We start from the raw sequence: 26,102 nt of genomic DNA, 5'->3' as shown, positions 1-26,102 counted from the left end.
GGCCACCGAAGGCAGACAGTCGGCCTGGATCAGAGCAGAACAACATCGAACTGCTCCTGCAGGTACTGCTCGTCCGCCTGGAAGCGGATGCTCTTGCCGAGGAACTCCTCCAGCTCGGCCACGGCCGTGGATTCCTCATCGGTGATCCGCGCCACCACCTTGCTGGACGCGATCACCAGCAGGCGCGCGGCATCGAACTGGCGCACCGCGCGGGTGATCTCGCGGAAGATCTCGTAGGTCACCGTTTCGGTGGTCTTGATGGTGCCGCGGCCACTGCACTGCGGGCAGGTTTCCGACAGCTGGCGCTCCAGGCTTTCCACCGTGCGCTTGCGGGTCATCTCCACCAGGCCCAGCGGCGAGAAGTCGTACACCGTGGTCTTGGCATGGTCACGGGCCAGCGCCTTTTCCAGCGTGCGCAGCACCTGGCGGCGATGCTCGGCGTCATCCATGTCGATGAAGTCGATGATGATGATGCCGCCCAGGTTGCGCAGGCGCAGCTGCCTGGCCACCGCCTGCGCGGCCTCCAGGTTGGTGCGGAACACCGTCTCTTCCAGGTTGCGCTGGCCGAGGAACGAGCCGGTGTTGACGTCGATGGTGGTCATCGCCTCGGTCTGGTCGATCACCAGGTAGCCACCGGATTTCAGCGGTACCTGCTTGTCCAGCGCACGGCCGATCTCGTCCTCGACCCCGAACATGTCGAAGATCGGACGATCGCCGCTGTACAGCTCGATCTTCTCCGCCAGCACCGGCATGTACTTGGCCACGAACGCCTGCAGCTGGGCGAAGGTCTCCTTCGAGTCCACCTTCACCTTGTCCACGTCCTTGCGGATCAGGTCGCGCACCGAACGCAGCGGCAGGCTCAGGTCTTCATAGATGTTGCTGCACGACGCCGCCTCGCGGCCGCGGCGCTCGACCACGTTCCACACCCGTGACAGGTAGGCGATGTCTTCGGCGATCGCCTCGGCCGGCTGGCCTTCGGCATTGGTGCGCACGATGTAGCCGTAGCCGCCGTGCTGGGCCGACAGTTCGGTCACCAGCGCCTTCAGCCGCGCGCGCTCGCCTTCGTCCTCGATGCGCGCCGACACGCCCACCACCTTCGACTGCGGCAGCAGCACCATGTAGCGGGAGGGAATGCTGATCTGGGTGGTCAGGCGTGCGCCCTTGGTCCCGATCGGATCCTTCACCACCTGCACCACGATGTCCTGGCCGTCGCGCAGCAGCTCCACGATCGGCACGCTGGACGGCGGCGGCAGGGTCGTGTTCTCGGTATCTGCGCTGGCCACCGGCGCCGGCCGCACCACGTCGTTGGCGTGCAGGAACGCGGCGCGCTCCAGGCCCACTTCGACGAATGCCGCCTGCATGCCCGGCATGACCCGTTGTACCTTGCCCTTGTAGATGTTGCCGACCACACCCCGGCGCCAACCGCGCTCGATGTGCAGTTCCTGCAGCATGCCGTTCTCGATCACCGCGACCCGGGTTTCGCGCGGGGTCACATTGACCAGGATTTCCTCAGACATCGGCAGCCTCCCTGGCGGCATCAGCAGTTGGGGCCAGCACGCCGCAGCGTGCCAGCAGACGATCGGTATGCAGCAACGGCAACCCCATGACACCGGAGTAGCTGCCGGAAAGGTGTTCGATCCAGCGCTCGGCACCGCCCTGGATGGCATAGGCACCCGCCTTGTCCAGCGGCTCGCCGGTGGCGACGTAGGCAGCGATGTCGGCGGACTCGATGGCGGCGAAGGTGACCTCGGAAACAACCAGTTCGCTGTCCAGCCCGCGCGCGTCCACCACCACCACGGCGGTCATCACCTGATGGGTGCGCCCGGCCAGCCGTGCCAGCATCGCCCGCGCGTCGGCCGCGTTGGCCGGCTTGCCGAATACTTCGCCATCGAGCACCACTTCGGTATCCGAGCCCAGCACCCGCGCCTGCGGGTCATCGGCCAGCACCCGTGCCAGGCCGGCGCGCGCCTTGTCGGCGGCGACCCGGCAGACATAGTCCTGGGCACTTTCAGAGGCCGCGCGCTGCTCGACGACCTCCAGGTCCAACGCCTGGAAAGGGTGTCCGAGTCGGGCCAGCAGCTGGTTGCGTCGGGGGGAGCGGGAAGCAAGATAGAGCATCGACACAGCATAACCTGACGCCGGTACCTGAATCGTCGGACAATCCTTCCCCGGCGCCTGCAACCCCGAACGGACTCACAACGCGTTCATCGCTACGACACCACCCTCACCGCCACAACAAGGAGATCCCATGCGTCGCACCGCCACCCCGCTGCTGCTTGCCCTGTCCCTCGCTCTTGGAGCTTCGATGACCGCCCATGCCGACCCGTCGTCGCCGTCGATCGCCGCCGCGGCCGAAGGCACCCTGCTGAACATCTCGGCCAACGCCGAAGCCACCCGCGTGCCGGACGTGGCCACGCTGTCGGCCGGCGTGGTCACCCAGGCCGCCGACGGCAACAGCGCCATGCGCCAGAACGCCCAGCAGATGGACAAGGTCCTGGCTGCGATCAAGGCCGCCGGCATCGCCGAGCGCGACGTGCAGACCAGCGGCGTCAGCCTCAACCCGCAGTACCGCTATGCCGACAACGAAGCCCCGAAGATCACCGGCTACCAGGCCAGCAACACCGTCAGCCTGAAGGTCCGCGACATCGCCAAGCTGGGCAAGGTGCTGGACGCGCTGGCCGCGCAGGGCGCCAACCAGATCAACGGCCCGCAGTTCGAGATCGACCAGCCCGAGCCGGTCTATGACGAAGCGCGCCTGGCGGCACTGAAGAAGGCCCAGGCCCGTGCCCAGACCTATGCCAAGTCGCTTGGCCTGCAGGTGCGGCGCATTGTCAGCATTTCCGAGAACGCCGGTGGCGGTTTCCGCCCGATGCCGATGATGCGTGCGCAGGCCGCCGGCATGGCAATGGACAAGGCCACCCCGGTCGCCCCGGGCGAGTCGACCGTCTCGGTGAACCTGGACGTGGTGTTCGAACTGGGCCGCTGAGGCTCCTTCCGTTCAACCGACGGCGCCCTGCGGGGCGCCGTTTTCGTTTCCACCGCCGTCGTGCCGGCAGCGTTACATGAAGGCCAGCTCAACGCTGCCGCCCCTGCCTCTAGGCAGTGGTGGAGGCGGCGCGCTAATGATTGACTGCCAGCCGCGTGCGGCAACCCCGATGGCGGCCCTGGTGCGTTGAGGACTTCGACACTGGCATGGAGGTGGACCATGGTTCGTACGTATCCCGTAGTACCCCTGCACTTCGATCCCGCCCGCGTTGCCGCCTGGAGTGCGGCCATCGCCCTGCATCTGCTCGCGTTCCTGTTGTTGCTGATCCCGGCGACCTACCAGGCCATCACCGCGCTGCCGCGCGATCAGACCACGGTACGGTTCATTCCCAGGGAAGAGCCCAAGCCGATCGAGCCGTTGCCGGTGCCGACCGAGCCTGAAAAGGTGGAGGTGGTGCACAAGCGGCAGGCCACGCCGGTGCCCGCACCGCTGCCGACGCCCACCGCGACCGTCGAGGAGGCCCAGGGCATCATCCTGCCGGCGGCCGAGCCGACCGCGGTGCAGGCTGCGCCGACCATTGCTCCGTCCACGCCGCTGGCCGGCGCCCAGCTGCAGTACCGCAGCAACCCGCCGCCCAGCTACCCGATCCAGGCCCTGCGCAATCACGAACAGGGCACGGTGCTGCTGCGGGTGGAAGTGGACCCCAGTGGCCAGCCGGTGAACGTCAGCATCGAACGCAGCAGCGGCTCGCGCAGCCTGGACCAGGCCGCCCGCCAGCAGGTGCTGCGCCACTGGCGTTTCGAGCCGGCCGAGCGTGATGGCATGGCCGTTCCCGCCATCGGCATGGTGCCCGTGCAGTTCTCCTTGCCCGACTGAGCCACGGACCGGCCCGGCCACACGCCGGGCCGGTCACAACGGTGAATGGGCCGGAACAGGGCCAAGCTGCCCGGTTATTTGAACTTCGTTGGAAAACCGTTACGAATTTAGTAAAACTTCACACCTCCGTCACCTGCCGGAAACCTAGATTGACGCGTCCCGGGACACACCGGAGACAGCCCGCAATGCTCGAGTTTTCCAGTCAGGAGAGAAGCTGTGAAACACCCGATCCAACGGCCCGCCAGCCGCCGCCGCAACCACCTGGCAACGTCCATCACCCATATCCTTACCGGCGGCGCCCTGCTGCTCGCCGGGGCCGTGGCTTCCTCTTCTGCATTCGCGCAGGAACAGGCCACCAACCTTGACCGGATCACCGTCACCGGTTCGAACATCCCGCGCACCAACACCGAAACACCGTCGCCGGTGCAGGTGGTGACCCGCCAGGAAATCGATCGCACCGGCAAGACCACGGTGGCCGAGTACCTGCAGACCCTGACCGCTGACGGTTCCGGTTCGATCCCGAAGACCTTCGGCAACGGCTTCGCCGGTGGTGGCGCAGGCATTTCGCTGCGCGGCCTCGGTGCCGGCTCCACGCTGGTGCTGTTGAACGGCCGCCGCATGGCGACCTATGGCCTGGCCGATGACGGCCAGAAGGTATTCACCGACCTCAGCACCATTCCCCTCGACGCCGTCGAGCGCGTGGAAGTGCTGAAGGATGGCGCCTCGGCGATCTATGGCTCCGATGCCATCGCCGGCGTGGTCAACATCATCCTGCGCAGCGACTTCCAGGGCGGCATCCTGCGTGCCTCCTACGGCACCTCCGGTGATGGCGACGGCAATGCCAAAAAGGCCACCCTGACCGCCGGTACCGGCGATCTGGCCACCGATGGCTGGAATGCGTTCTTCAGCCTGGATGTCGGCAAGACCGACGCGATCAAGATCAGCGACCGCAAGAACCGCAAGTGGATCGGCACCGGCGACATCCGTCCGTGGGGCTATGGCAACAATGCCCAGTTCCTGGGTGGCGCCTACCTCAATAACCGCACCAGCGGCGGTGTCGGTCCGAACGGCTCGGTGTTCGACGACCGCGTTCCGCCGGGCACCTCCGCGCAGCTGGTTCCGCTGCCGGGTTGCCAGGGCCTGACCACCATCGGTGGCCAGACCGACGCTTCAGTGGCTGCCCAGGGCTGCCTGTGGGATCCGAACCAGCAGTACCGCGACCTCACCCCTGAAGAGAAGTACGTCAACGTGTTCGGCCGTGCCAGTTTCGCCTTCGGCGAAGGCGGCGAGGTCTACACCGAGATCGGCTACTCGAAGAAGGAAACCACCTTCAGCAACACCCCGTCCGGCGTGTCCGGCAGCTGGGGCTACCCGGAAGGTCCGCGCAATGCCAGCAGCGGTCCGGGTGCTGTGGTGCTGTCGCCGACCCACCCGGACAACCCGATCCAAGGCCAGGCCTCGCGCCTGCGCTATTCGGCATGGGATGTCGGTCCGCGCGTGACCAACAACACCAACGAGTTCAACCGCTTGCTGGTGGGCGTGAAGGGCAACTGGGGTGACTGGAGCTACGACACCGCCTACCTGCACTCGGGCACCGACCTGACCAACAAGCGCACCGGCTTCCTGCGTTACAGCGCTGTGCAGTGTGCGTTGGGCAACCCGAACTGCGCCGGCGGCGTGTGGCGCATCGGCGACAACGCCAACCTCAACTCTCAGGCGCTGTACGACTACATCTCGCCGCAGATCAGCGCACGCGCCAAGTCCAGCCTGGACATGTTCGACTTCACCATCTCGCGCAGCCTGATGGACCTGAAGGGCGGCCCGCTGGGCCTGGCCTTCGGTACCGAGTGGCGCAAGACCAGCAACAGCCTGACCCCGCAGACCTACACCGACCAGGGTGACATCATCGGCCTGGGCTATTCGGCCTATGACGGCACCCAGAACGTGTATGCCGGCTACGTCGAGCTGTCCGCGCCAGTGCTGGAGCAGTTGGAACTGTCGGCCGCCATGCGCTACGACAAGTACGAAAGCGGTGAAGGCAAGGCCACGCCGAAGCTGGGCGTGAAGTGGACCCCGGCAGACTGGATCGCCCTGCGCGCCAGCTACGCCGAAGGCTTCCGCGCGCCGAACCCGGCCGAGAACGGTGACGGTGGCCTGGCTGCCTTCTCCAACGCCCGTGATCCGGTGCGTTGCGCCGCCAGCCCGGCCGCCGATGTCGGCACCAACTGCAGCTCGCGGCCGGTGGCGATCATCACCCGTCCGAACAAGGACCTGAAGCCGGAAGAGTCCAAGAGCTACTCGGTCGGCATCGTGCTGCAGCCGACCTCCAGCACCTCGCTGACCGTCGATGCGTGGCAGATCAAGCGCACCAACGAAATCGCCCAGGGCGCCACCGCTGATGCCATCGCTGCCGGCAACGTGCTGCGTGACATCGACCTGATCAACGGCATTGCTGGCACCGGCAGCATCCTGGCGGTCAACACCGCGTACATCAACGCGGCCTCCACCCGCGTGCGCGGTATCGACACTGATATCCGCCAGACCTTCGACATCGGTCCGGGCCAGCTGGAGATGGACCTGCAGTGGAGCCACGTGCTCAAGTTCGAGCGCACCGACGCTGACGTCACCGTCGACTACGCCGGTACCCACGGCAACTGCGACGTGACCAACTGCATCGGCACGCCGAAGGACCGCATCAACTTCGGCACCACCTGGAAGCAGGGCAACTGGAGCGTCAGCGGCGTTGCCAACTACATCTCGAAGATGGACAACAAGGACTTCCGTGGTCCGGACGGCTCGTACCAGTTCTCCTATGCCGACGGTACCGACGTCACCAAGATCTCCTCGTTCACCACCTTCGACCTGTCCGGCCGCTGGAACATCACCGAAGCCTTCGAGCTGAACGCCTCGGTGGCCAACGTGTTTGATCGCATCGCTCCGCTCGATCCGACCACCTACGGTGGCGTGAACTACAACCCGCTGCACTTCAGCGGTGCCATTGGTCGCTACTTCACCGTCGGCGCCAAGTACACCTTCAAGTAATCCTGCTGCAGCGTCACCCGCAAAGGCCCGGGCTCACGCCCGGGCCTTTGCTTTTCTACACACGCGTCAGCGTCCATCATGGGGGCACCTTCTCCTGCGACAGGCGCGATGCCCTCCTCCACTCAACGCCTTGGCCTGGCCGCACTGACCGCGCTGGTGGTTGGTTCGATGGTGGGCGCCGGCATCTTCTCGCTGCCGCAGAACGTGGCGCGCAGCGCCGGCCCGGCCGCCGCGCTGATCGGCTGGGCGGTGAGCGGTGCCGGCATGCTGATGCTTGCCTTCGTGTTCCAGGCCCTGGCCAATCGTCGCCCCGACCTGGACACCGGCATCTATGCGTATGCGCGCGAAGGCTTCGGCAACTACATCGGTTTCTCCGCCGCGTGGGGCTACTGGGTCGCTTCGGTACTCGGCAACGCCAGCTTCTTCGTACTGATCTTCAGCGGTCTCGGCCACTTCGCACCGGTGTTCGGCGAAGGCAATACACCGGCCGCCATCGCCGCATCGTCGCTGCTGCTGTGGACCGTGCACCTGCTGGTACTGCGCGGCCTGCGCACTGCGGCGATCATCAATGGCCTGGTCACCGTGGCCAAGCTGGTGCCGATCGCGCTGTTCCTGGTCCTGGCGGCCGGTGCGTTCCGCATGGACGTCTTCCGCGCCGACTTCTTCGGCGCTCCCGCGCTGGGCGACATGGGCCAGCAGCTGCGCGGGATGATGCTGGTCACCGTGTGGGTGTTCATCGGCATCGAAGGTGCCAGCATCTATTCGCGGCGCGCGGCACGACGCGCCGATGTCGGCCGCGCCACGGTGATCGGCTTCATCGGCGTGTGGCTGCTGCTGGTGCTGGTCAGCCTGCTGTCGATGGGCGTGCTGTCGCAGGCCGAGCTGGCGGGCCTGCCCAATCCCTCGATGGCCTATGTGCTGCGCGCGATCGTTGGCGAATGGGGAGCGACGGTGATCATCATCGGCTCGATCATCTCGGTACTGGGCGCGCTGCTGGCGTGGGTGCTGCTGTGCGCCGAAGTGCTGTTTGCCGCCGCTGGCGATGGCACGATGCCGGCCTTTCTCGGCCGCGAGAATGCGCGCGGCGTGCCCGCCAATGCGCTGTGGTTGAGCAACGGCCTGATCCAGCTGTTCCTGCTGCTGGTGCTGTTCAATTCGGGCAGCTACACCAGCCTGGTGCTGCTGGCGGCGTCGATGAGCCTGGTGCCGTACTTCCTGTCCAGCGCATTCGGCGTGAAGCTGGCCTGGCAGGGCGAGGCCTACGCCAGCGCGGCCGGCGCCCGCTGGCGCGACTTCATCGTCGCGCTGCTGGCCAGCGCCTATGCGTTGTGGCTGGTGTATGCCGGTGGCCTGGACAACCTGCTGCTGTCGGTACTGCTGTATGTGCCGGGCGTAGTGCTGTACGCGTTGACCCGGCGCCAGCGCGGCGAGCGGGTGTTCACGCGCTGGGAATGGGTGCTGTTCGGCGCGATCCTGGTGGTGGCGATCGCTACGCTGGTGGCGTTCGCCCGTGGCGCGCTGACCTTGTAGTGCCGTGTCTGTTGTCGGAGGATCTCGCGCCATGCATCCACGCATGGGGTGGATCCACCGCCGCACGTGACTGCACGGCGCGACACAACAAAAAAGGCCTGCATCTTGCGATGCAGGCCTCTTGAATGTGGCGCCCGAAGTTGGACTCGAACCAACGACCCCCTGATTAACAGTCAAGTGCTCTAACCGGCTGAGCTATTCGGGCAGACCGCCAGTATAACGACTCTTCACGCGCGATGGTAGGGGTGATTGGCCAACATCGCAGCAGCGCGATACAACTGCTCGGCCACCACCAGCCGCACCAGCATGTGCGGCAGCGTCAGCGGGCCGATCGACCACTTTTCGTCGGCCAGCGCAGACACTTCCGGCGAATGCCCTTCCGGGCCACCGATCAGGAACGCCAGGTCCCTGCCCTGTCCACGCCAGTGCTCCAGGCGCTGCGCCAGCTGTTCGGAACTGAGCTGGCGGCCCGGTACGTCCAGTGCAACGACATAGGCATTCTTCGGCAACGCAGCGATCACCCGCTTGCCCTCGTCCTCGGTGGCGCGACGTGCGTCGCGCCCTTTGCCACGCAGGCCGGGCTCGATCTCCACCAGCTCGAACGGCAGCCAGTGCGAGAGCCGCTTCTGGTACTCGGCAAATCCCTGCGCCACCCAACTGGGCGCGCGTTCGCCGGTGGCGATCAGGCGGGCTTTCATCAACATTCCTCCAAAACGTCGACGGCGCCATCGGCGCCGTCGAAAACTGCATCAACGAATGGCTCAGGCCACTTCGTCGTCATCGTAGGACGGCGGCTGGTCGCCAACGGTCCACAGGCGCTCGAGCGCGTAGAACTCGCGCACGCGCGGCAGCATCACGTGCACGATGACGTCGCCCAGGTCGACCAGCACCCATTCGGCTTCACGCTCGCCTTCAACACCCAGCGGCATGACGTCGATGTTCTTGGCGAAGCGCACGACTTCGTCGGCGATGGACTTCACATGGCGGGTCGAAGTACCCGATACGACCACCATGTAGTCGGCGACGCTGGACTTGCCGCGTACGTCGATCTCGACCGGGTCCTTGGCCTTCAGGTCTTCGGTGGCTTGACGGACGCTGGCCAGCAGTTCCGGCACGGAGGGCGGCGGGCTGGGCAGATCGACCTTGATGGTCTGGGGCTGGGTCTGGTTGCTCAAAGCGGGTCGACTCGATAAACGTGGGGGCGATTATACGGGCACAGCGCGGCAACCGTATTCACGAGGTGGCGGGGCGGTACAGGCCGTGGCCAGAAACGTAGTCGGCCACCGCCGGTGCCAGCATGGCCCGCCAGGGGCCGCCCGCGGCGATCTGGGCGCGCACGGCACTGGCCGATTCCACCCGCAGCGGGTGGTGCAGGCGCAGGATGCGGCCGGCCGGGCTGGTGAACAGGGCCTGCTCGTTGTCGGCCCAGCGCCCCTCGGTGGCCTGACCCAGCGCGCCGTCGACACTGGCCCGCAGCGGGCTGCCGGGCCGCTCGGCAACGATGAAATGGGCCAGACCGAACAGCGCCTGCCACTCGTGCCAGCTGGGCAGGCCCAGCAGGCTGTCGGCCCCCACCAGCCACGCCAGCGGGCGGCTGGGGCCCAGTTCGGCCCGCAGTTCGCGCAGGGTATCGACGGTATAGGAAGGTCGGCCAGGGAAGCGCTCGGCCCGATCCAGCTCATGACGGTCCAGCAGCAGGCCCGGTTCATCGCCGATGGCCAGGCCGAGCATGGTGCAGCGTTGCTCGGCGGTCGCGCCCGGTACCGCGCGATGCGGCGGGTCGGCGGCAGGCAGCATGCGCACCGCCACCTGCAGTTCATCGCGCGCGGCGCGCGCGATTGCCAGATGGCCCAGATGCACCGGGTCGAAGGTGCCCCCGTAATAGATCCGAAGGCTCATGGATCAGGCCCGGGCGAGCAGCCGCACCGCACGCGCTTCGGCCACCGCCACCAGCAGGCGCTCAAGCGCAAGCCAGGCATCGCCGTCTGCGCGGCCCTTGGCGATGCGGTCAACCAGCCCTGCTTCGGCCACGAAACGCTCCCAGCGCTTGCCTTCCGGGTGCCGCTGCAGCGCGCGCTTGTAGGGCGCCTGCCGCGATTCCCAGATACCCCGGGATTTCATCTCCGCCGCCAGATTGCCGCCACGTGCCTGTACCCGTGCCAGGCCGGCACCGGCCAACAGCTCGCGGATCACGATCGGCATCAGCGCGGCCACGGCCTCGCCTTCGCCGCGCAACCCGGCCAGCATCCTCAGTACCGCCTGGGCCTGGCCGGAGAAGGTGGCTTCCACCAGTCGGAACACGTCGTAGCGGGCAGCATCGGCCACCAGCGATTCCATCCGTTCCACGTCCAGGGTCTGGCCGTCGGCCAGCAATACGAGCTTGTCGATCTCCTGCGCAGCCGCCAGCAGGTTGCCTTCCACGCGTTCGGCCAAGCGCTGCACGGCCGCCGGTTCGGCGCGCAGGCCCCTGCTGCGCAGGCGCCGTTCGATCCAGTCCGACAGCTCATGCGGCTTGATGGCCCAGGCCACCGACAGCACGCCGACGCGGTTCACCGCCTCGGCCCATTTGCCCTGGTGGGCCTTGCTCCATTCGTTGGCGGTGATCATCAGGATCACGTCCGGCGCCGGGTTGGCGCAGAACCGACTGATCACCTCACCGCCGTCCTTGCCCGGCTTGCCGCTGGGCAGGCGCACTTCCACCAGGCGGCGGGCACTGAACAGGCTGGGGGCATTGAAGCTGGCGTCGAGCTGGTTCCAGTCGAAATCACGGCCATCGGCGTCGAACACTTCGCGCTCGTCGATGCCGGCCGCACGTGCACGGGCACGTACGGCATCAGCTGCCTCCAGCACACGCAGCGTTTCCGGACCGGCGATCAGGTAGACCGGCGCCAGCGCCGTGTCAGCGCCCTGCCCGGCCAGCTGTTCCGGTCGCAGTTCCATCAGGCGCCCGGCTCAGTGCTGGACGGCGGGTGCGGGCTCGACCGGATCGCGCTCGACCGGCTTCGGCGCCGACAGGCTACCGCCCTTTTCCAGTTCGGCGCGGACCACACTGTCGATGCGGCGGATGATCGAGGCCGACATTTCCCGGCGCAGTTCATCGGCCAGGATCTCGCGTTCGGTGGTGGTACCGGTGGCGTCGGTCGGCGGCGACACGTAGTCGCGCGACAGTTCGATCACCTGCTGCGGCACCAGCTCGCTGCCGTCTTCGCGACGGAAGATGAAGATCACCGCATAGCGCAGGCTGTATTCCTGCGCGCGGCCCTGCGAGTCGATCGCGATGGGCAGGTCGCCCCAGCGTTCGGACAGCACCTGCAGCTGGGCATTGGGGCCCTCGCTGTCCTCATCGGCCAAGCGCGCACCGGATGCCAGCAGGCTGCGGTTCAACAGCTTGACCAACTCGCTGTAGGGCGCGGTGGAGACCACCTTCACCGGCGCCGTGTCGGTCGGCAGCATCAGCTTGTTGCGCAGGTGGAAACCGCAGCCGGCGAGGCCGAGGACGAGAACGAGGGCAAGCAGGATTCGGGTCATGGAGACAGTCTGGCGGAGCCGGGCGATCACGGCAACAGACAGGGTGCCCGAGGCCGCGTGAACGCAGGGCCATCGGCCGGGCGTGCCCGGCGTGGCGACAACGCACCGACCGCCACGATGGCGGCCGGTGCCAGGTACATCAGGCAGCGACGATGTTCACGATCTTGCCGGGGACGATGATGATCTTGCGCACCGTCAGGCCTTCCAGGAACTTGGCCGCGTTCGGCTCGGCCAGCGCCAGCGCTTCAACCTGTTCGCGCGCGGCATCGGCGGCGACCTCGATCGTGCCGCGCAGCTTGCCATTGACCTGCACGGCCAGGGTCAGCGCATCGCGAACCAGCGCACTGCTGTCGGCCTGCGGGAACGGCTGGTCTTCCAGCAGCGTTTCGCCATGGCCCAGCACCTGCCACAGGGCGTGGCTGGCGTGCGGGGTGATCGGGTTGAGCAGCAGCACGATGGCCTGCAGCGCTTCCTGGCGCACGGCGCGCCCCTGCTCGCTGCCGTCCTCGAACTTGGCCAGTGCGTTCATCAGCTCCATCACCGCGGCAATGGCGGTGTTGAAGCTGTGGCGGCGGCCGTAGTCGTCACCGACCTTGCCGATGGTCTCGTGGGTCTTGCGGCGCAGGGCCTTCTGGCTGGCATCCAGTGCAGCCGCGTCGAGCGCCGGTGCGGCACCGTCGGCAGCGTGCTTCTGCACCTGTGCCCACAGGCGGCGCAGGAAACGGGCCATGCCGTCCACGCCGGCTTCGTTCCATTCCAGCGACTGTTCCGGCGGTGCCGCGAACATCGAGAACAGGCGCACGGTGTCGGCACCGTACTTGCCGACCATCGCCTGCGGGTCCACGCCGTTGTTCTTCGACTTGGACATCTTCTCGGTACCACCGACCACCACCGGCTGACCGTCGGCGATCAGGGTGGCGCCGGTGATGCGGCCGCGCTCGTCGCGCTGCACTTCCACATCGGCCGGGTTGATCCAGTCCTTCGAGCCGTCCGGGTTCGGGCGGTAGTAGGTCTCGGCGATCACCATGCCCTGGCACAACAGGTTCCGCGCCGGCTCGTTGCTGTCCACCATCCGCGCGTCGCGCAGCAGCTTGTGGTAGAAGCGGAAATACATCAGGTGCAGGATCGCGTGCTCGATGCCACCGATGTACTGGTCCACCGGCAGCCAGTAGTTGCCACGCTTGTCGACCGCATCGCGGGCGCCCGGCGAGGTGTAGCGGGCGTAGTACCAGCTCGACTCCATGAAGGTGTCGAAGGTGTCGGTCTCACGCTCGGCCGCGCCGCCGCAGTCCGGGCAGGTGGTCTTGCGCCATTCCGGATCGGCCTTGATCGGCGAACCGGTGCCGACGAAGTTGACGTCTTCAGGCAGCACCACCGGCAACTGGTCTTCCGGCACCGGCACCGCACCACACTTGTCGCAGTAGATCACCGGGATCGGGCAACCCCAGTAGCGCTGGCGGCTCACGCCCCAGTCGCGCAGACGGTAGTTCACCCGGCGCTGGCCCTGTGCCTTGCGCTCGAAACGCTCCGCCAGCGCTTCGAAGGCGCCCTGGAAATCCAGGCCGTCGAACTCGTCGGAGTTGACCAGTTCGGTCTCGCGGGTCTTGTCGCCGTACCAGTCCTGCCAGCGCGTCGCGTCGTAGGCGCTCTCGTCCTTGCGCAGCGACTTCAGCGCGATGACCTGGCGGATCGGCAGGTTGTACTTGTTGGCGAATTCATTGTCGCGCTGGTCGTGGCCCGGTACGGCCATCACCGCGCCGGTGCCATAGCCCATCAGCACGAAGTTGGCGACCCACACCGGCACCTGGGCACCAGTAACCGGATGCACGGCGCGCAGGCCGGTATCCATGCCGCGCTTTTCCTGGGTCTCCAGCTCGGCCTCGGACACGCCGCCCTGCTTCATTTCCGACAGCAGCGCAGCCAGTTCCGGATTGTTCTTCGCAGCATGCAGCGCCAGCGGGTGTTCGCCGGCGATCGACACGAAGGTCACGCCCATCACAGTATCCGGGCGGGTGGTGAACACGCGCAGCGGATCCAGTGCGGCGCCATCGACGTCGCGCACATCGAACTGGATTTCCAGGCCTTCGGAACGACCGATCCAGTTGCGCTGCATGGTCTTGACCGAGTCCGGCCAGCCGTCCAGTTCATCCAGGCCGTCCAGCAGTTCCTGGGCGTAGTCGGTGATGCGCAGGAACCACTGCGGGATCTCACGCTTTTCCACCAACGCGCCGGAGCGCCAGCCACGGCCGTCGATGACCTGTTCGTTGGCCAGCACGGTCTGGTCGACCGGGTCCCAGTTCACCACCGCGTTGCGGCGGTAGGCCAGGCCCTTGCGCATCAGCCGGGTGAACATGCGCTGCTCGTGGACGTAATAGTCCGGGCGGCAGGTGGCGAACTCGCGCGACCAGTCGATGGCATAGCCCAGCGACTTCAGCTGGCTGCGCATGTGGTCGATGTTCTTGTAGGTCCAGGCGGCCGGCGCGGTCTTGTTCTTGATCGCGGCGTTTTCCGCTGGCAGGCCGAACGCGTCCCAGCCCATCGGCTGCAGGACGTTGTGGCCGGTCATGCGCTTGTAGCGGCTGATCACGTCGCCGATCGTGTAGTTGCGCACGTGGCCCATGTGCAGCGCACCGGACGGATACGGAAGCATCGACAGGCAGTAGTACTTCGGCTTGTCCGAGGCTTCATCGACCTCGAAGGCACGGGTAGCATCCCAGTACTGCTGGGCGGCGGATTCAACCTGCTGCGGATCGTAAACGTTGGGTTCGACGCTGGTCATGTAACACGCGGTTGCGGCGGCAAAGCGGTACAGCGTACCGCAGTGCGGCAAATGGCTCCAATCCTGCCTGCCGGACCGGCGCGCGGCGTGGCTGCGGGAAGCGTCTCAGCGCCCGCGCGACAGAGGCAGGGCCAGGGCCAGCCAGAGCGCCCAGCAGGCAAAGGCCAACCGCTGCGCCAGCGCCGCCGGCAGCACCCCCGGCAGGCCGAACGCCAGCAGACCGGCACCGATTCCGCAGGCCAGCGTCAGCAGGCCCAGCCTGCGCCCGCCGGAATGCCGCAGCCGCGCCGCGCCCAGCATCACGCTGCCGGCGACAAAGGCCAGTGCCCAGACCATCCACACGCTGGCGTGCAGCTTGCTGGCAGGGCCCTGCATGCCCATCTGGTCTTCGAAATCCAGCGGCAGCAGGCCCATCGCGATGAAGGCGAGACCGGCCAGCAGCAGCATCTGGCTGCCCACGCGTGCCGTCCAGGCGGCGTCCACCGGCAGCTGCCGGCGCAGGCGCTCGGCCACGACCACCGCCAGTGCACCCGGCAGCACCAGGCCCAGCAGGTTGAAGCCCAGCGCATGGGGGATGCCGTCCGCGCCCAGCCAGGTCACCGGATGCATCGCCTGCGAATAGTCCGGCAGGGCCGCACCGAAGCCGGCCACCGACAGCACGAACAGGGCTGCAGCGAGCATGCCTACCCAACGATCCAGCCGAACCACGGACATTGCAGCCACTCTTCAGGAGAACATCAGGCCATTGTCACGGCAGCCGGCACCTGCGCCAAGCCGTCCGCGATTTCATGGTGGGCGTGACCGCAGGGTTGAGACCGGCAAGGTTCGTCACCATAGAATCGGTCTCCAGATGCCGAACGATGCCCCATGACCGAGACGACCTACGTATTCGATGCCACCACTGCCACCTTCGAGGCGGAAGTGCTGCAGAAGTCGCTGCAGACGCCGGTCCTGGTGGATTTCTGGGCGACCTGGTGCGAGCCGTGCAAGACCCTCGGCCCGATGCTGGAGAAGCTGGCCGGCGAATACAACGGCGCGTTCGAGCTGGCCAAGGTCGACGTGGACAAGGAACAGCAGATCGCGGCGGCCTTCCAGATCCGTTCGGTGCCCACCGTGTTCCTGGTCAAGGGTGGACAGCTGGTGGACGGCTTCCCCGGCGCCCTGCCGGAAGGCCAGCTGCGTGAATTCCTGGCCCAGCATGGCGTTGTGCCGGCTGACGTCGGCGACACCATCGCCGAGGACGAAGCGCCGCTGGACCCGCAGGCACAGGTGGACGTGCTGCGCGCGCAGATCGCCGCCGAGCCGGACAAGGATGAGCTGAAGCTCGACCTGGCCCTGGCCCTGCTGCAGGTCGGCGGCGTGGACGAGGCCGGCACCCTGATCGATGCCCTGCCCGCCAACCTGGCCACCGACGACCGCGCCGTGCGTGGCCGCGCCCGGCTCTCCTTCGCCGCCGCGCTGAAGGATGCCCCGCCCGCCGAGGAGCTGGATGCGCGCATCGCTGCCGACGGCAAGGATCTGCAGGCACGCCACCTGCGGGGTGTGCAGCTGCTGCTGGCCGGCGAGGACGAAGCTGCGCTGGAACAGTTCCTCGAGATGCTGCGGATCGACCGCAGTTTCCAGGAAGGACTGCCGCGCAAGGCCCTGATCGATGCGTTCAACGTCATCGCCGATGAAGACCTGGTCGGCCGTTCGCGGCGCCGGATGGCCTCCCTGCTGTTCTGAACGGCACCGGCATCGTTCAGAATCCCTGCACTGAACGCGGGCAATAATGCCCGCGATGGTGGCCCCCAGGGCCGCCACGATCCGTTCGGGGGGATGAGGTCGGGGCCATGGGGTCTTGCTGCTGCGCCCCCGCTTTGCCGGGACAGCTATCCGTGACCGTTGGCCGCTCGTCGTCTTTCATCAAGTATTTCCTGCGCACACTGCTGTGCGCCCTCTGCCTGTGGCCGGCGCTCGCCGGCGCGCAGGACTGGAACTACCGGGTCCGCCCCGGCGATACCCTGTGGGATCTCGGCGCGGCCTACCTCAAGCCCAGCATCGGCTGGCAGCAACTGCAGCAGCACAACCGCATCGACAACCCGTACCGGCTGCCGCCGGGTGAACTGCTGCGCTTCCCGATCGGCTGGCTGCGCGTTGAGCCCGCCCCGGCGCGGGTACTGGCCGTGCGTGGGCAGGTTGAACTGAGCGCGGCCGATGGCAGCAGCAGCCGCGCCGTGCGCGCAGGCGAACAGCTGCACATCGGCGACGCGATCCAGACCAAGGCCGATTCCAGCATCACCCTTGAGTTCGCCGATGCGTCGCGCTTGCAGCTGCGCGAATACTCACGCCTGCGCCTGGACCAGCTCAGCCGCTATGGCCGCACCGGCATGGTCGATACCCGCCTGCGCCTGCAGCAGGGGCGCGCCAGCAACCGGGTCACCCCTGCGCGCGGGCCGGCCTCGCGCTACATCATCGATGCCCCTACGGCCACCAGCAGCGTGCGCGGCACCGTGTTCCGGGTCAGCGCCGGCGATGATGCCCATGCCGGTGCCACCGAGGTACTGGAGGGCAAAGTGCAGGTCGGCAACCCGCATGGCCAGCGTCTGGTGCACCCCGGCCAGGCCAGCCGCAGCGCCGGCAGCGGAACGGCGCCCGAAGCGGTTTCCGGTTTGCTGCCGGCACCGCGCCTGCGTGCCGATGCGACCCGTCTGGGAGCCCTGCCGGCCCAGCTCGCGTGGGAGCCGGTGACCGGCGCCGATCACTACCGTGTGGAAGTCGTGCAGGCCGCCACCCCGGAAATCCTGTTGTTTGCCGCCGACACCGCCGACACCCGGCTGCTGATCGGCGAGCTGCCGCCAGGAACGCTGCGCCTGCTGCTGCGGGCGGTGGATGCACAGGGTGTGGAAGGCCTGGATGCCAGCGAGGATTTCGTCCTCGACGACCAGCCGCCTCCGCCGCTGACCATTTCCCCGCTGCAGGGACAGGCGGTCAACAGCGACCGTCCCCGCTTCCACTGGAGCCAGGCGCCCGGTGCCAGCAGCAGCGTGCTGCAGGTGGCCGACGAGCCGCAGTTCCTGCAGCCGCTGCGCGAGCAGAGCACCGGCGGCACCGACCTGCGCCTGGGCCAGCCGCTGCCTCCCGGCCAGTACTACTGGCGGGTCGCTTCGCGTGATGACCAGGGCCACCAGGGTCGCTACGGCCAGGCACTGACGCTGCAACTGACCGATGAACCGGTAGACCCGGCACTGCAGCCGCCCGAAGCCACCAATGGCGAGCTGACCCTGCGCTGGCAGGCGGGAAGCGACGGGCAGCGCTACCGCGTGCAGGTCGATCGCCGCGGCGACTTCAGCGCGCCGCTGCTCGATACCACCGTCGACCAACCGCAGGTCAGTTTCAAGCGCCCGTGGCGCGGCACGCTGCACATCCGCGTGCAGTACATCGATGACGACGGCCATGCTGGCCCGTTCTCGCCCGCCCAGCAGGTCAAGCTGCCGTGTCGCCTGTGCTACGGCGCCAGCGGTGGTGCCCTGCTGCTGTGGCTGTTGCTGTGAGGCGCTCGCCGCTGCCGTGGTCGCGACGGATCCTGCTGGCCCTGCTGGCGGGTGTAGCGACGGCGGTGGTCAGCCATGGCCAGTGGCTGTGGCGGCAGGACGAAAGCGCGTACGACCTGATGGTCGGCAGCTGGGATTACCGCCCCGACCCCAGCGTGCTGATCGTGGCCATCGACGAAGGCAGCCTGCAGCGGCTGGGCCAGTGGCCGTGGCCGCGCTCGATGCATGCCCGCCTGCTGGACCGCTTGACCGACGCCGGTGCCGAGCGCGTCGCGCTGGACCTCATGCTGTCCGAGCCCGACCGTCGCGATGCGCGGCAGGATGCCGAGCTGGCAGCGGCGATCCGTCGCAACGGCCGTGTGGTACTGCCGGTGCTGGCCGCGCCGGCCGCCGGCGACCGCATGGCCGAGGAGATGCTGCCGATCCCGCTGATTGCCGCCAGCGCTGCCGCCATCGGCCACAGCGACGTTGAAGTCGACGGCGATGGTGTCGCCCGCGGGGCCTACCTGCACGCCGGCATCGGCCAGGCGCACTGGCCGGCACTCGGCCTGGCGTTGACCGGCCTGCCGCCGCAACGCGCACAGGGCCTGCCCGATCCCGACCCGGCGCTGGACTCGCCCTATCAATGGCGCCGCAATGATTACGTGCGCGTGCGTTATGCCGGGCCACCGGAACGCTTGCCGCAGGTGTCCTACGCCGATGTGCTGGAAGGGCGCGTGGATGCCTCGATGCTGCGTGGCAGGCGCATCGTGGTGGGCATGACGGCCAGCGGCATCGCCCTCCGCCTGTTGACACCCACCACCCGCGAATACTGGATGAGCGGCAGCGAGTACCAGGCCAACATCGCCTCGATGCTGCTTCAGGACAAGCAGATCAACGTGTTGCCCCGCGCCTGGCAGGACGCCCTGGCCGGCCTGCTGGTGGCCATGTGCGTGCTGCTGCTCGGGCTGCGCTTGCCCTGGGTAGTTGCGCTGTGCTCGCTGCCGGCCGCGCCGCTGCTGAGCTGGCTGCTGCTGCGCACCGGCAGCCTCTGGTGGGCGCCGGCCAGCGCTCTGCTCGGCGTCGTGCTCGTGCTGACGGCGTGGGCGACCTGGCGCATCGCCTCCTGGCACCGCCAGGCCAACCGTGATGCGCTGACCGGACTGGGCAACCGCCTGCGCTTCGAACAGTCGCTGCAACAGGAATGCGATGCGGCACGCCGCAGTGGCAAGCCACTGACCCTGGCCCTGATCGACGTCGACCACTTCAAGCACCACAACGATCGTCATGGCCACCAGGTCGGCGATCGCGTGCTGTGCGAAGTGGCCCGCCTGATCCAGGCGCATGCCCGGCGCCCCCGTGACATGGCTGCCCGCTACGGCGGCGACGAGTTCGCACTGGTGTTGCCCGACACCCCGGTTGAAGGCGCGCGGCAGGTGATCGAAGACCTGATCTCCTGCATCCGCGCCCTGCCGCCGCCCGGCGATGGCAGCGACACAGGCGTCACCCTGACCATCGGCGTCTACACCCGTGTGCCTGACGGCGACCTGCAACCGCATCATTTCGTCGAAGGCGCCGACAACGCGCTGTACCGGGCCAAGGACAATGGCCGCGACGGCTACGTGATCGACGGCGGCACGCCCGGACCGTAACGCCCGGCAGGCCTGTCGGGGCGCTGCGGGCTACAACATACGCATGCGAATGGTTAGACTGGGCGCCCCGTCCCCTGCCCGGTTCCCGCATGAAAGCCAGCACGTTCCGCTTCGGCATCAACCTGTGGCCACCATTCCTGTTCACCGGCATCCATGTCGCCCGGATCACCCCGGACTACCGGCAGATCGACGTGGAACTGCGCCTGCGCCCCTGGAACCGCAACTACGTCGGCACCCACTTCGGTGGCAGCCTGTTTGCGATGACCGATCCGTTCTGGATGCTGGGCCTGATGCACACCCTGGGCCGCGACTATTACGTCTGGGATCGCGCCGGTGCGATCGATTTCCTCAAGCCCGGTCGTGGAACGGTGCGCACGTCTTTCCGCATCGACGATGCACTGCTGGATGAACTGCGCACGGCGGCGGCTGGTGGCGAAAAAGTGCTGCGCTGGTTCAGCAACGACGTGGTCGACGAAGCCGGCGAGGTGGTCGCGCAGGTACGCAAGCAGGTCTATGTGCGCCTGAAGCCACACGCACGGTAAAGCGGGCCGGCTGACGCCCGGCTATCCTCTGCAGCCCTGCCATGGAGGCTGCAATGCGCCTTTTCTTCCTTGCTGCGGCACTGACCGCCCTGCCCTTCGCCGCCACTGCACTGGACGTGCCGCCGGTGCGCTATCCCGCCGTGCCCGCGCACGCCGCCACGGCCGAGGGTTTCGTACCTGCCGGCTGGACGCTGGAATACAGGATCGAAGGCGACCTCGACCAGGACGGGCGCGCAGACCTCGCGCTGGTGCTGCGCCAGCAGGACCCGCGCAACATCATCGAACACGATGGGTTTGGCCCTTCGCCGTATGACAGCAACCCGCGCATCCTCGCCATCGCCTTCGCGCGACCGTCCGGTTACGTGCTGGCCGCGCAGAACCACACGCTCATTCCGCGGCCGGACTCGCCCGTGCTCAGCGATGCGCTGGCCGAAGGCACCGGCGTGTCGATCCAGCGCGGCGCACTGCGGGTTGGGTTGTACTCGTTCTCCAGCGCGGGCAGCTGGTCGATGGGCACCACCACGTTCACGTTCCGCTGGCAGGAAGGCAACTTCGCGCTGATCGGCTACGACCGCGACACGATGATGCGCAATTCCGGGCAGACCGAGGGCCTCAGCGTGAACTACTCCACCGGCAAGGTGAAGCTGACCGAAGGCAGCATGCAGGACGACAAGGAACAGGTGCGCTGGCAGACCCTGCGTGACCGCAAGCACTGGACGCTGGACAGCGTCGGTGATGGCTGGGCGTTCAATCCGCTCGGCGACGGCAGCTGAGCGCGGGTCAATCCGCCCGCAACGGCATCGACAGATGCGGGCCTTCGCCTTCGCGCGCAGGTCCGCGCCGCAGCAGCTGCAGGTAGCGGCCATCGGCAGATACCTCGGGCGTGCGGGCGTGCGAACGCCATTGCGCCGGCAACCGCGCCAGCGCCTCGTCGGCGGGCCCGGGCTGCTGCCGCAGCCAGCGCTGCGCGCCGAGCAGGCGGATCATCGCCGCCGTGTCCTGGCTGCGCGCCGCGTACGGCGCATAGGACGGCCCGGCGATGGCACTCAATGTGCATCCCAACGGGTTGGCCATGCAGCGCACATCCCATCCGAGTGGTGGCGCCACAGGGAGCGGGACGTCGGCCGCCAGCGCCGTGGCTGCAGCAGGCCGGCATGCCCAGCCGAAATTGCCGGCGATCCGGGCCAGGGTGTGGTCGCGATCCAGCAGCAGACGGCTGCCTGCTGTCTGCGTGGACGCTTCCACCGCCGCCTTGTTCATCGCGAACTCGCCCTGCATTGCCTGGCACAGGCTCTGTTCGTTCGCGTCCAGTGGCTGCAGCGCCGCCTCGCAGGGGACGGGCAGCGCGTAATCCGGCGATTGCTCGACCAGCATCTCGCCAAGCAGTGCGGCATGGGTCCGCACCACGGCGGCGCCCATCATGCTGTCCACCAGCGTGCTGCCGGTCCGCATCATCCGCCGACCAAACCGCACCGCGCTGCAGCTGCCCTCGATGGCACCGGCAACATCGCCCTGCAGATAGGCCAATGCCTGTGCACTAGCCCCATCCAGCAGCGGCGCGTAGGCCGGCAGAGGCAGCAGCTCGCTTCCGCTGGGCCTGAACGGGGAATCGAAGCGATCGTAGTCCGCCATCCGGGCCAGTCGCTCATGCAGGCCGGCATGCCCAGTGTGGGCGTCAGCGAAGCGCTGCGGATCAGCGCGTACCTGTGCCAGGCAGCCGACCGGCCCGACTGCACAACGACCTGAGCGGCCCGGATTCAATGGTGCGTGCCTGGCGGCCAGCACCGACGCTTGCGACGCCTGCGCGGGCGCGGTCTGCCAGCGCTGCAGATCTTCGGCCAATGCCGCCTCACGCTGGGCCAGGTCCAGCCCATCGAAGGGCAGCGTCCACAGCAGGGCGAAGCCGTTCCTGCCCTCGCTGCGATGCGCGGCTTCAAGCAGGCGGACATCCTCCCGCTGGGCGGCCGACAACGGCCAGAACCTCGACAGCAGCCATGCCGCGATGGCGATCACCAGCAGACCCAGCATTGCCCAGCCCAACCACCGCAGCATCCTCAACACAGCATCCCTTCCCTGCATGGCCAGCGCCGCCAACGGGCAGCGTAAACGAGCGGCCGCGACCGCTACAATGCGCGCATGTCGCTCGATGCCCCCGCCTTGGTTCCCCGTCCCTCCCTGCAGCGCCTGTTCCTGACCGGCCTGCTGACCCTGTTGCCGATCTGGCTGACCTGGGTGGTGGTCAAATTCGTGTTCGTGCTGCTGTCGGGCATCTCCAGCCCGCTGGTGATGCCGCTGTCCGAACAGATCGCGACCAGCTTCCCGCATTACCTCGGCTGGGTCCGCGCCGAATGGATCCAGAACACCATTGCCCTGCTGGCCACCCTGCTGGTGATCCTGGCGGTGGGCGTGGCCAGCCGCCGCGTGGTCGGCCAGCGCCTGCTGCGCTGGGTCGGCGCGGTCATCAAGCGCATTCCGCTGGCCAGCATCATCTATGACAGCGCCAAGAAGCTGCTGGACATGCTGCAGACCGAACCGGGCAGTACCCAGCGCGTGGTGTTGATCGACTTCCCGCACCGCGACATGAAGTCGGTGGGCCTGGTCACCCGGGTCATCAAGGAACAGGGCACCGACCGCGAACTGGCGGCCGTCTATGTGCCGACCACGCCGAACCCGACCTCGGGCTATCTGGAGATCGTGCCTGTCGAACTGCTCACCCCGACCGACTGGACGGTGGACCAGGCGATGAGCTTCATCATTTCCGGCGGTGCAGTGGCACCAGCCAGCGTTCCGTTCACCCGCGCCGGCGATCGTTCCGAATGAGCGAGGCGTCGCACGCGCGCCCGCTGCAGGACCGCGCGGTCCTGCTGTTCATCGTGCTGGCTGCGTTCTTCTGCGGCAACGCGGTGCTGGCCGAACTGATCGGGGTGAAGATCTTCGCCCTGGAAGACACCCTCGGCATCGACCCGCTGAACTGGAACCTGTTCGGCCAGACCGGCTCGTTGAGCTTCACCGCCGGCACGCTGCTGTGGCCGGTGGTGTTCATCATGACCGACACCATCAACGAATTCTTCGGCAAGCGCGGGGTGCGTTTCATCTCGTGGCTGGCGGTGGTGCTGATCGCCTACGGTTTCCTGTTCGCCTTCGCGGCGATCTCGCTGGCACCGGCCAGCTGGTGGGTAACCTCGATGGATGCCCACGGCGTGCCCGATTACCAGGCCGCGTTCGCGGCGGTGTTCGGACAGGGCATGTGGACCATCGCCGGTTCGCTGGTGGCGTTCCTGTTCGGCCAGTTGATCGACGTGGCGGTGTTCCACCGCATCCGCCAGGCAACCGGCGAGCGCCATGTATGGCTGCGTGCCACGGGTTCCACTGCGGTCTCGCAGCTGGTGGACAGCTTCGTGGTGATCTGGATCGCCTTCGTGCTCGGCCCGCAGCACTGGCCGACATCGCTGTTCCTGGCAGTGAGCAGCGTCAACTACGTCTACAAGATGGGCTTTGCGATCGCCCTGATTCCGTTGCTGTACCTGATGCGGCGAGCAATCACCCGCTATCTGGGCGAACACCGCGCCGCCGACCTGCGCGCTGCGGCCGCGGCTGACTGAAGCCCCAGCGACGCGCAAGCTGACTGCGCCCTCACGCTGGCCGTACGCGCGCGGATCGTGCAAGCTCCACGGTCTGTGTTCCACGGAAGCTTCTTGATGCCGTATTCCCCCCGCGTCCTGGCCGCCGCCATCGCCGCGTTGTTCCTGTTCAGCGCCGTTCCGCCGGCCGAAGCAGCGAAGAAGAAGGGCAGCCGCCCCGCCGCCGCGCAGACCCGCCAGGCGGCCAAGCCGAAGGCCCGCGCCGGCACACGTGCCACCACGCCCGCCCGCGGCAGTTCGGCGCGCCGCGCCGCGCCGCGCCCGGTCGCCCCTGCCCGTGCGGTGCCCAAGCAGGTGCAGCTGGAGCGGCTGTACGACGAATACTGGGATGCCTCCATGCGATTGAACCCGCTGCAGGCCACCTTCCAGGGCGAGCCGCGCTACAACGACCAGCTGCCCAACATCCTTTCTGCCGCGTGGCGCCAGCAATCGCACGACTTCACCACCGAATGGCTGGGCAAGGTCGAGAAGATCGGCAGCGACGGCCTGCAGGGGCAGGACCTGCTCAGCTACGAGATCTTCGTGCGTGATGCCCGCGCTTCGCTGGCCGCCGAACGTTATCCGAGCTGGATGATGCCGATCAGCCAGTACTACAACGTCGGCAGCATCATGGCCATCCTCGGCGCCGGTGCTGGCGCACAGCCGTTCAACACGGCCAAGGACTACGACACCTGGTCGCGACGCTCGCTGGGCATCCCCGACCTGTTCGAGCAGGCCATCGACAACATGCGCCAGGGCATGAAGGCCGGCGTGGTGCAGCCGCGCGACCTGATGGAAAAGGTACTGCCGCAGCTGGACGCGGTGATCAAGCCGACCGCCGAAGAGAGCATCTTCTGGTCGCCGATCCGGACCATGCCCGAGTCCATCTCCGCCGAGGACAAGGCGCGCATCAGCGCCGAGTACAAGCGCATGATCGAACTGCGCATCATGCCGGCCTACCGTGCCCTGCGTGGCTTCATCGCCACCGAATACCTGCCTGCCACGCGCAGCAGCAGCGGCCTTGGCGCACTTCCCGACGGCCAGGCCTGGTACGCCAACCTGATCGTGCAGACCACCGCCAGCCAGCAGACCGCCGCGCAGCTGCATGCGCTGGGCGAGCAGCGTGTGCAGGAGCTGCAGGCGCAGATCACCACGGTGATGCGCGACGGCAAGCTGCGCAGTTCGCAGGCCAAGCTGCTGCGCAGCATGCGCAACGACCGCCAGTTCCAGTACAGCGATGCCAACGCGCTGCTCAACCGTTACCGGCAGGTGCAGCAGCAGGTCGATGCACGCCTGCCGCAGGTACTGGACACCCTGCCGAAGGCGCCGCTGCAGATCCGTGCAGTGGAACCGGAGCGTGCCATGACCGCCGCCGCAGCCTCCTACCAGCCGTCGCCGCCGGGACAACCCGGCGTGCTGTTCGTCAACACCCGCGACCTGCCCAGCCGCAAGCGCTGGAACGTGCCGGTGCAGTACCTGCACGAAGCCATTCCCGGCCACCATGTGCAGCTGGGCCTGCAGCAGGAACTGACCAAGCTGCCGCGCTTCCGCCGCCTCGGCGGTGACCTCGCCTTCGTCGAAGGCTGGGGCCTGTATGCGGAAACCCTGGGCGACGAGCTCGGCGCGTACACCGATCCGTACGACCGCATCGGCTATCTGTATTCGCGCCTGCTGCGCGCCGCGCGCGTGGTCGCCGATACCGGCGTGCATGCGCAGGGCTGGAGCAAGCAGCAGGCCGTGACCTATCTGCAGAAAACCGTGGACATGAGCGCTGACGATGCCAACGCGGAAGTGGAACGGATCATGGCCCAGCCTGGCCAGGCGCTGTCCAACGTCGCCGGCCTGACCACGATCATCGCCCTGCGCGACAAGGCCAAGGCACGCCAGGGCGCTGCGTTCGACCTGCGCCGCTTCCATGCCGAAGTGCTGAAGGACGGTTCGATGCCGCTGGATGTACTGGACCACAAGATCGAACGCTGGCTGGCGCAGCCGGCCGCTGCAACGCCTGCGCCCGCGCCCTGACCGCCACGGAGCT

General features: G+C 67.5%; 22 protein-coding genes and 1 tRNA gene. 12 read left to right on the top strand and 11 right to left on the bottom strand.

The features are described from left to right. Window positions 1-29: 29 nt before the first annotated feature. Together rng and ABIA73_RS06960 are read right to left on the bottom strand one after the other, a co-directional pair. Complete coding sequence (gene rng, locus ABIA73_RS06965; protein ID WP_025879287.1) at window positions 30-1,517, bottom strand: ribonuclease G; 1,488 nt, start codon at window positions 1,515-1,517, stop codon at window positions 30-32. Further along, window positions 1,510-2,118 (bottom strand): Maf family nucleotide pyrophosphatase, encoded by a 609-nt coding sequence (locus ABIA73_RS06960; protein ID WP_025879288.1) that lies wholly within the window; start codon window positions 2,116-2,118, stop codon window positions 1,510-1,512. Before ABIA73_RS06960 ends, rng begins: the two co-directional genes overlap by 8 nt. Window positions 2,119-2,248: 130 nt before the next feature. On the opposite strand from ABIA73_RS06960, the gene ABIA73_RS06955 reads away from it, so the two are divergent. From ABIA73_RS06955 to arcD, 4 genes are all read left to right on the top strand, one after another. Next, window positions 2,249-2,986 carry an SIMPL domain-containing protein gene (locus tag ABIA73_RS06955; RefSeq protein ID WP_025879289.1) on the top strand — a complete coding sequence of 246 codons (738 nt, stop codon included), beginning with the start codon at window positions 2,249-2,251 and terminating at the stop codon, window positions 2,984-2,986. A 219-nt stretch (window positions 2,987-3,205) separates the two neighbouring features. Then, the gene (locus ABIA73_RS06950) at window positions 3,206-3,862 is read left to right on the top strand and encodes an energy transducer TonB (RefSeq protein WP_105164456.1); all 657 of its coding nucleotides are present in this window, start codon (window positions 3,206-3,208) and stop codon (window positions 3,860-3,862) included. Between the two features lie 216 nt (window positions 3,863-4,078). After that, window positions 4,079-6,904: a TonB-dependent receptor gene (locus ABIA73_RS06945; RefSeq protein WP_025879291.1), complete on the top strand. Its 2,826-nt coding sequence runs from the start codon at window positions 4,079-4,081 to the stop codon at window positions 6,902-6,904. A gap of 108 nt (window positions 6,905-7,012) precedes the next feature. Then, window positions 7,013-8,434: an arginine-ornithine antiporter gene (arcD, locus tag ABIA73_RS06940; RefSeq protein ID WP_099843238.1), complete on the top strand. Its 1,422-nt coding sequence runs from the start codon at window positions 7,013-7,015 to the stop codon at window positions 8,432-8,434. A gap of 128 nt (window positions 8,435-8,562) precedes the next feature. Here arcD and ABIA73_RS06935 read toward each other — a convergent pair. The 8 genes from ABIA73_RS06935 to ABIA73_RS06900 form a co-directional block, all read right to left on the bottom strand. After that, window positions 8,563-8,639: transfer RNA gene (locus ABIA73_RS06935), tRNA-Asn, on the bottom strand. 22 nt (window positions 8,640-8,661) lie between these two features. Beyond that, window positions 8,662-9,132, bottom strand: coding sequence for a 23S rRNA (pseudouridine(1915)-N(3))-methyltransferase RlmH (gene rlmH / locus ABIA73_RS06930; RefSeq protein WP_025879294.1), 471 nt, complete (start codon window positions 9,130-9,132; stop codon window positions 8,662-8,664). 63 nt (window positions 9,133-9,195) lie between these two features. After that, window positions 9,196-9,609, bottom strand: a complete 414-nt coding sequence (rsfS, locus tag ABIA73_RS06925) for a ribosome silencing factor (protein ID WP_025879295.1) — start codon at window positions 9,607-9,609, stop codon at window positions 9,196-9,198. Between the two features lie 58 nt (window positions 9,610-9,667). Further along, complete coding sequence (gene nadD / locus ABIA73_RS06920) at window positions 9,668-10,333, bottom strand: nicotinate-nucleotide adenylyltransferase (RefSeq protein WP_025879296.1); 666 nt, start codon at window positions 10,331-10,333, stop codon at window positions 9,668-9,670. Window positions 10,334-10,336: 3 nt separating this feature from the next. Next, window positions 10,337-11,374 (bottom strand): DNA polymerase III subunit delta, encoded by a 1,038-nt coding sequence (holA, locus tag ABIA73_RS06915; protein ID WP_025879297.1) that lies wholly within the window; start codon window positions 11,372-11,374, stop codon window positions 10,337-10,339. Window positions 11,375-11,386: 12 nt separating this feature from the next. Then, on the bottom strand, window positions 11,387-11,962 hold the full coding sequence (locus ABIA73_RS06910) for an LPS-assembly lipoprotein LptE (protein WP_025879298.1): 576 nt from the start codon (window positions 11,960-11,962) through the stop codon (window positions 11,387-11,389). Window positions 11,963-12,101: 139 nt separating this feature from the next. Next, entirely contained in the window at window positions 12,102-14,741 is a 2,640-nt protein-coding gene (gene leuS / locus ABIA73_RS06905) for a leucine--tRNA ligase (RefSeq protein ID WP_025879299.1), read from the bottom strand. A gap of 105 nt (window positions 14,742-14,846) precedes the next feature. Next, on the bottom strand, window positions 14,847-15,455 hold the full coding sequence (locus tag ABIA73_RS06900) for a DUF998 domain-containing protein (RefSeq protein ID WP_354275577.1): 609 nt from the start codon (window positions 15,453-15,455) through the stop codon (window positions 14,847-14,849). Window positions 15,456-15,608: 153 nt separating this feature from the next. Between ABIA73_RS06900 and trxA the strand changes: the two genes are divergently transcribed. The 5 genes from trxA (at window position 15,609) to ABIA73_RS06875 (ending at window position 21,220) form a co-directional block, all read left to right on the top strand. After that, window positions 15,609-16,466 carry a thioredoxin gene (gene trxA, locus ABIA73_RS06895; RefSeq protein WP_134832905.1) on the top strand — a complete coding sequence of 286 codons (858 nt, stop codon included), beginning with the start codon at window positions 15,609-15,611 and terminating at the stop codon, window positions 16,464-16,466. Window positions 16,467-16,573: 107 nt separating this feature from the next. Continuing rightward, a complete protein-coding gene (locus ABIA73_RS06890) occupies window positions 16,574-18,274 on the top strand; it encodes a FecR family protein (protein ID WP_354275576.1) in 1,701 nt (566 codons plus the stop codon). Continuing rightward, window positions 18,271-19,905, top strand: a complete 1,635-nt coding sequence (locus ABIA73_RS06885; RefSeq protein WP_033831706.1) for a CHASE2 domain-containing protein — start codon at window positions 18,271-18,273, stop codon at window positions 19,903-19,905. Before ABIA73_RS06890 ends, ABIA73_RS06885 begins: the two co-directional genes overlap by 4 nt. A gap of 89 nt (window positions 19,906-19,994) precedes the next feature. Beyond that, on the top strand, window positions 19,995-20,447 hold the full coding sequence (locus tag ABIA73_RS06880; RefSeq protein WP_025879093.1) for a DUF4442 domain-containing protein: 453 nt from the start codon (window positions 19,995-19,997) through the stop codon (window positions 20,445-20,447). Window positions 20,448-20,500: 53 nt separating this feature from the next. Continuing rightward, complete coding sequence (locus ABIA73_RS06875; protein WP_025879092.1) at window positions 20,501-21,220, top strand: hypothetical protein; 720 nt, start codon at window positions 20,501-20,503, stop codon at window positions 21,218-21,220. A 7-nt stretch (window positions 21,221-21,227) separates the two neighbouring features. Here the strand turns inward: ABIA73_RS06875 and ABIA73_RS06870 are convergent, their stop codons facing one another. Further along, window positions 21,228-22,499 (bottom strand): hypothetical protein, encoded by a 1,272-nt coding sequence (locus tag ABIA73_RS06870; RefSeq protein ID WP_354275575.1) that lies wholly within the window; start codon window positions 22,497-22,499, stop codon window positions 21,228-21,230. An 84-nt stretch (window positions 22,500-22,583) separates the two neighbouring features. On the opposite strand from ABIA73_RS06870, the gene ABIA73_RS06865 reads away from it, so the two are divergent. From ABIA73_RS06865 to ABIA73_RS06855, 3 genes are all read left to right on the top strand, one after another. Then, on the top strand, window positions 22,584-23,267 hold the full coding sequence (locus ABIA73_RS06865; RefSeq protein ID WP_049467040.1) for a DUF502 domain-containing protein: 684 nt from the start codon (window positions 22,584-22,586) through the stop codon (window positions 23,265-23,267). Then, window positions 23,264-24,049 (top strand): queuosine precursor transporter, encoded by a 786-nt coding sequence (locus tag ABIA73_RS06860; RefSeq protein WP_025879090.1) that lies wholly within the window; start codon window positions 23,264-23,266, stop codon window positions 24,047-24,049. Before ABIA73_RS06865 ends, ABIA73_RS06860 begins: the two co-directional genes overlap by 4 nt. A 96-nt stretch (window positions 24,050-24,145) precedes the next feature. Next, complete coding sequence (locus ABIA73_RS06855; RefSeq protein ID WP_032975066.1) at window positions 24,146-26,089, top strand: DUF885 domain-containing protein; 1,944 nt, start codon at window positions 24,146-24,148, stop codon at window positions 26,087-26,089. Window positions 26,090-26,102: the final 13 nt, after the last annotated feature.

It is taken from the genome of Stenotrophomonas sp. 2694 (assembly GCF_040548715.1).
Taxonomy (GTDB): domain Bacteria; phylum Pseudomonadota; class Gammaproteobacteria; order Xanthomonadales; family Xanthomonadaceae; genus Stenotrophomonas; species Stenotrophomonas indicatrix.
Note: the sequence above shows the minus strand (reverse complement) of the source record. Positions and strands in the feature narration are given on the sequence as shown.

Coding starts and splice junctions, on each gene's coding strand:
- rng (WP_025879287.1), bottom strand. CDS start 1,517: ATGTCTGAGGAAATCCTGGTCAATGTGACCCCGCGCGAAACCCGGGTC.
- ABIA73_RS06960 (WP_025879288.1), bottom strand. CDS start 2,118: ATGCTCTATCTTGCTTCCCGCTCCCCCCGACGCAACCAGCTGCTGGCC.
- ABIA73_RS06955 (WP_025879289.1), top strand. CDS start 2,249: ATGCGTCGCACCGCCACCCCGCTGCTGCTTGCCCTGTCCCTCGCTCTT.
- ABIA73_RS06950 (WP_105164456.1), top strand. CDS start 3,206: ATGGTTCGTACGTATCCCGTAGTACCCCTGCACTTCGATCCCGCCCGC.
- arcD (WP_099843238.1), top strand. CDS start 7,013: ATGCCCTCCTCCACTCAACGCCTTGGCCTGGCCGCACTGACCGCGCTG.
- rlmH (WP_025879294.1), bottom strand. CDS start 9,132: ATGAAAGCCCGCCTGATCGCCACCGGCGAACGCGCGCCCAGTTGGGTG.
- nadD (WP_025879296.1), bottom strand. CDS start 10,333: ATGAGCCTTCGGATCTATTACGGGGGCACCTTCGACCCGGTGCATCTG.
- holA (WP_025879297.1), bottom strand. CDS start 11,374: ATGGAACTGCGACCGGAACAGCTGGCCGGGCAGGGCGCTGACACGGCG.
- ABIA73_RS06910 (WP_025879298.1), bottom strand. CDS start 11,962: ATGACCCGAATCCTGCTTGCCCTCGTTCTCGTCCTCGGCCTCGCCGGC.
- leuS (WP_025879299.1), bottom strand. CDS start 14,741: ATGACCAGCGTCGAACCCAACGTTTACGATCCGCAGCAGGTTGAATCC.
- ABIA73_RS06900 (WP_354275577.1), bottom strand. CDS start 15,455: ATGTCCGTGGTTCGGCTGGATCGTTGGGTAGGCATGCTCGCTGCAGCC.
- trxA (WP_134832905.1), top strand. CDS start 15,609: ATGACCGAGACGACCTACGTATTCGATGCCACCACTGCCACCTTCGAG.
- ABIA73_RS06890 (WP_354275576.1), top strand. CDS start 16,574: ATGGGGTCTTGCTGCTGCGCCCCCGCTTTGCCGGGACAGCTATCCGTG.
- ABIA73_RS06880 (WP_025879093.1), top strand. CDS start 19,995: ATGAAAGCCAGCACGTTCCGCTTCGGCATCAACCTGTGGCCACCATTC.
- ABIA73_RS06875 (WP_025879092.1), top strand. CDS start 20,501: ATGCGCCTTTTCTTCCTTGCTGCGGCACTGACCGCCCTGCCCTTCGCC.
- ABIA73_RS06870 (WP_354275575.1), bottom strand. CDS start 22,499: ATGCTGCGGTGGTTGGGCTGGGCAATGCTGGGTCTGCTGGTGATCGCC.
- ABIA73_RS06865 (WP_049467040.1), top strand. CDS start 22,584: ATGTCGCTCGATGCCCCCGCCTTGGTTCCCCGTCCCTCCCTGCAGCGC.
- ABIA73_RS06860 (WP_025879090.1), top strand. CDS start 23,264: ATGAGCGAGGCGTCGCACGCGCGCCCGCTGCAGGACCGCGCGGTCCTG.
- ABIA73_RS06855 (WP_032975066.1), top strand. CDS start 24,146: ATGCCGTATTCCCCCCGCGTCCTGGCCGCCGCCATCGCCGCGTTGTTC.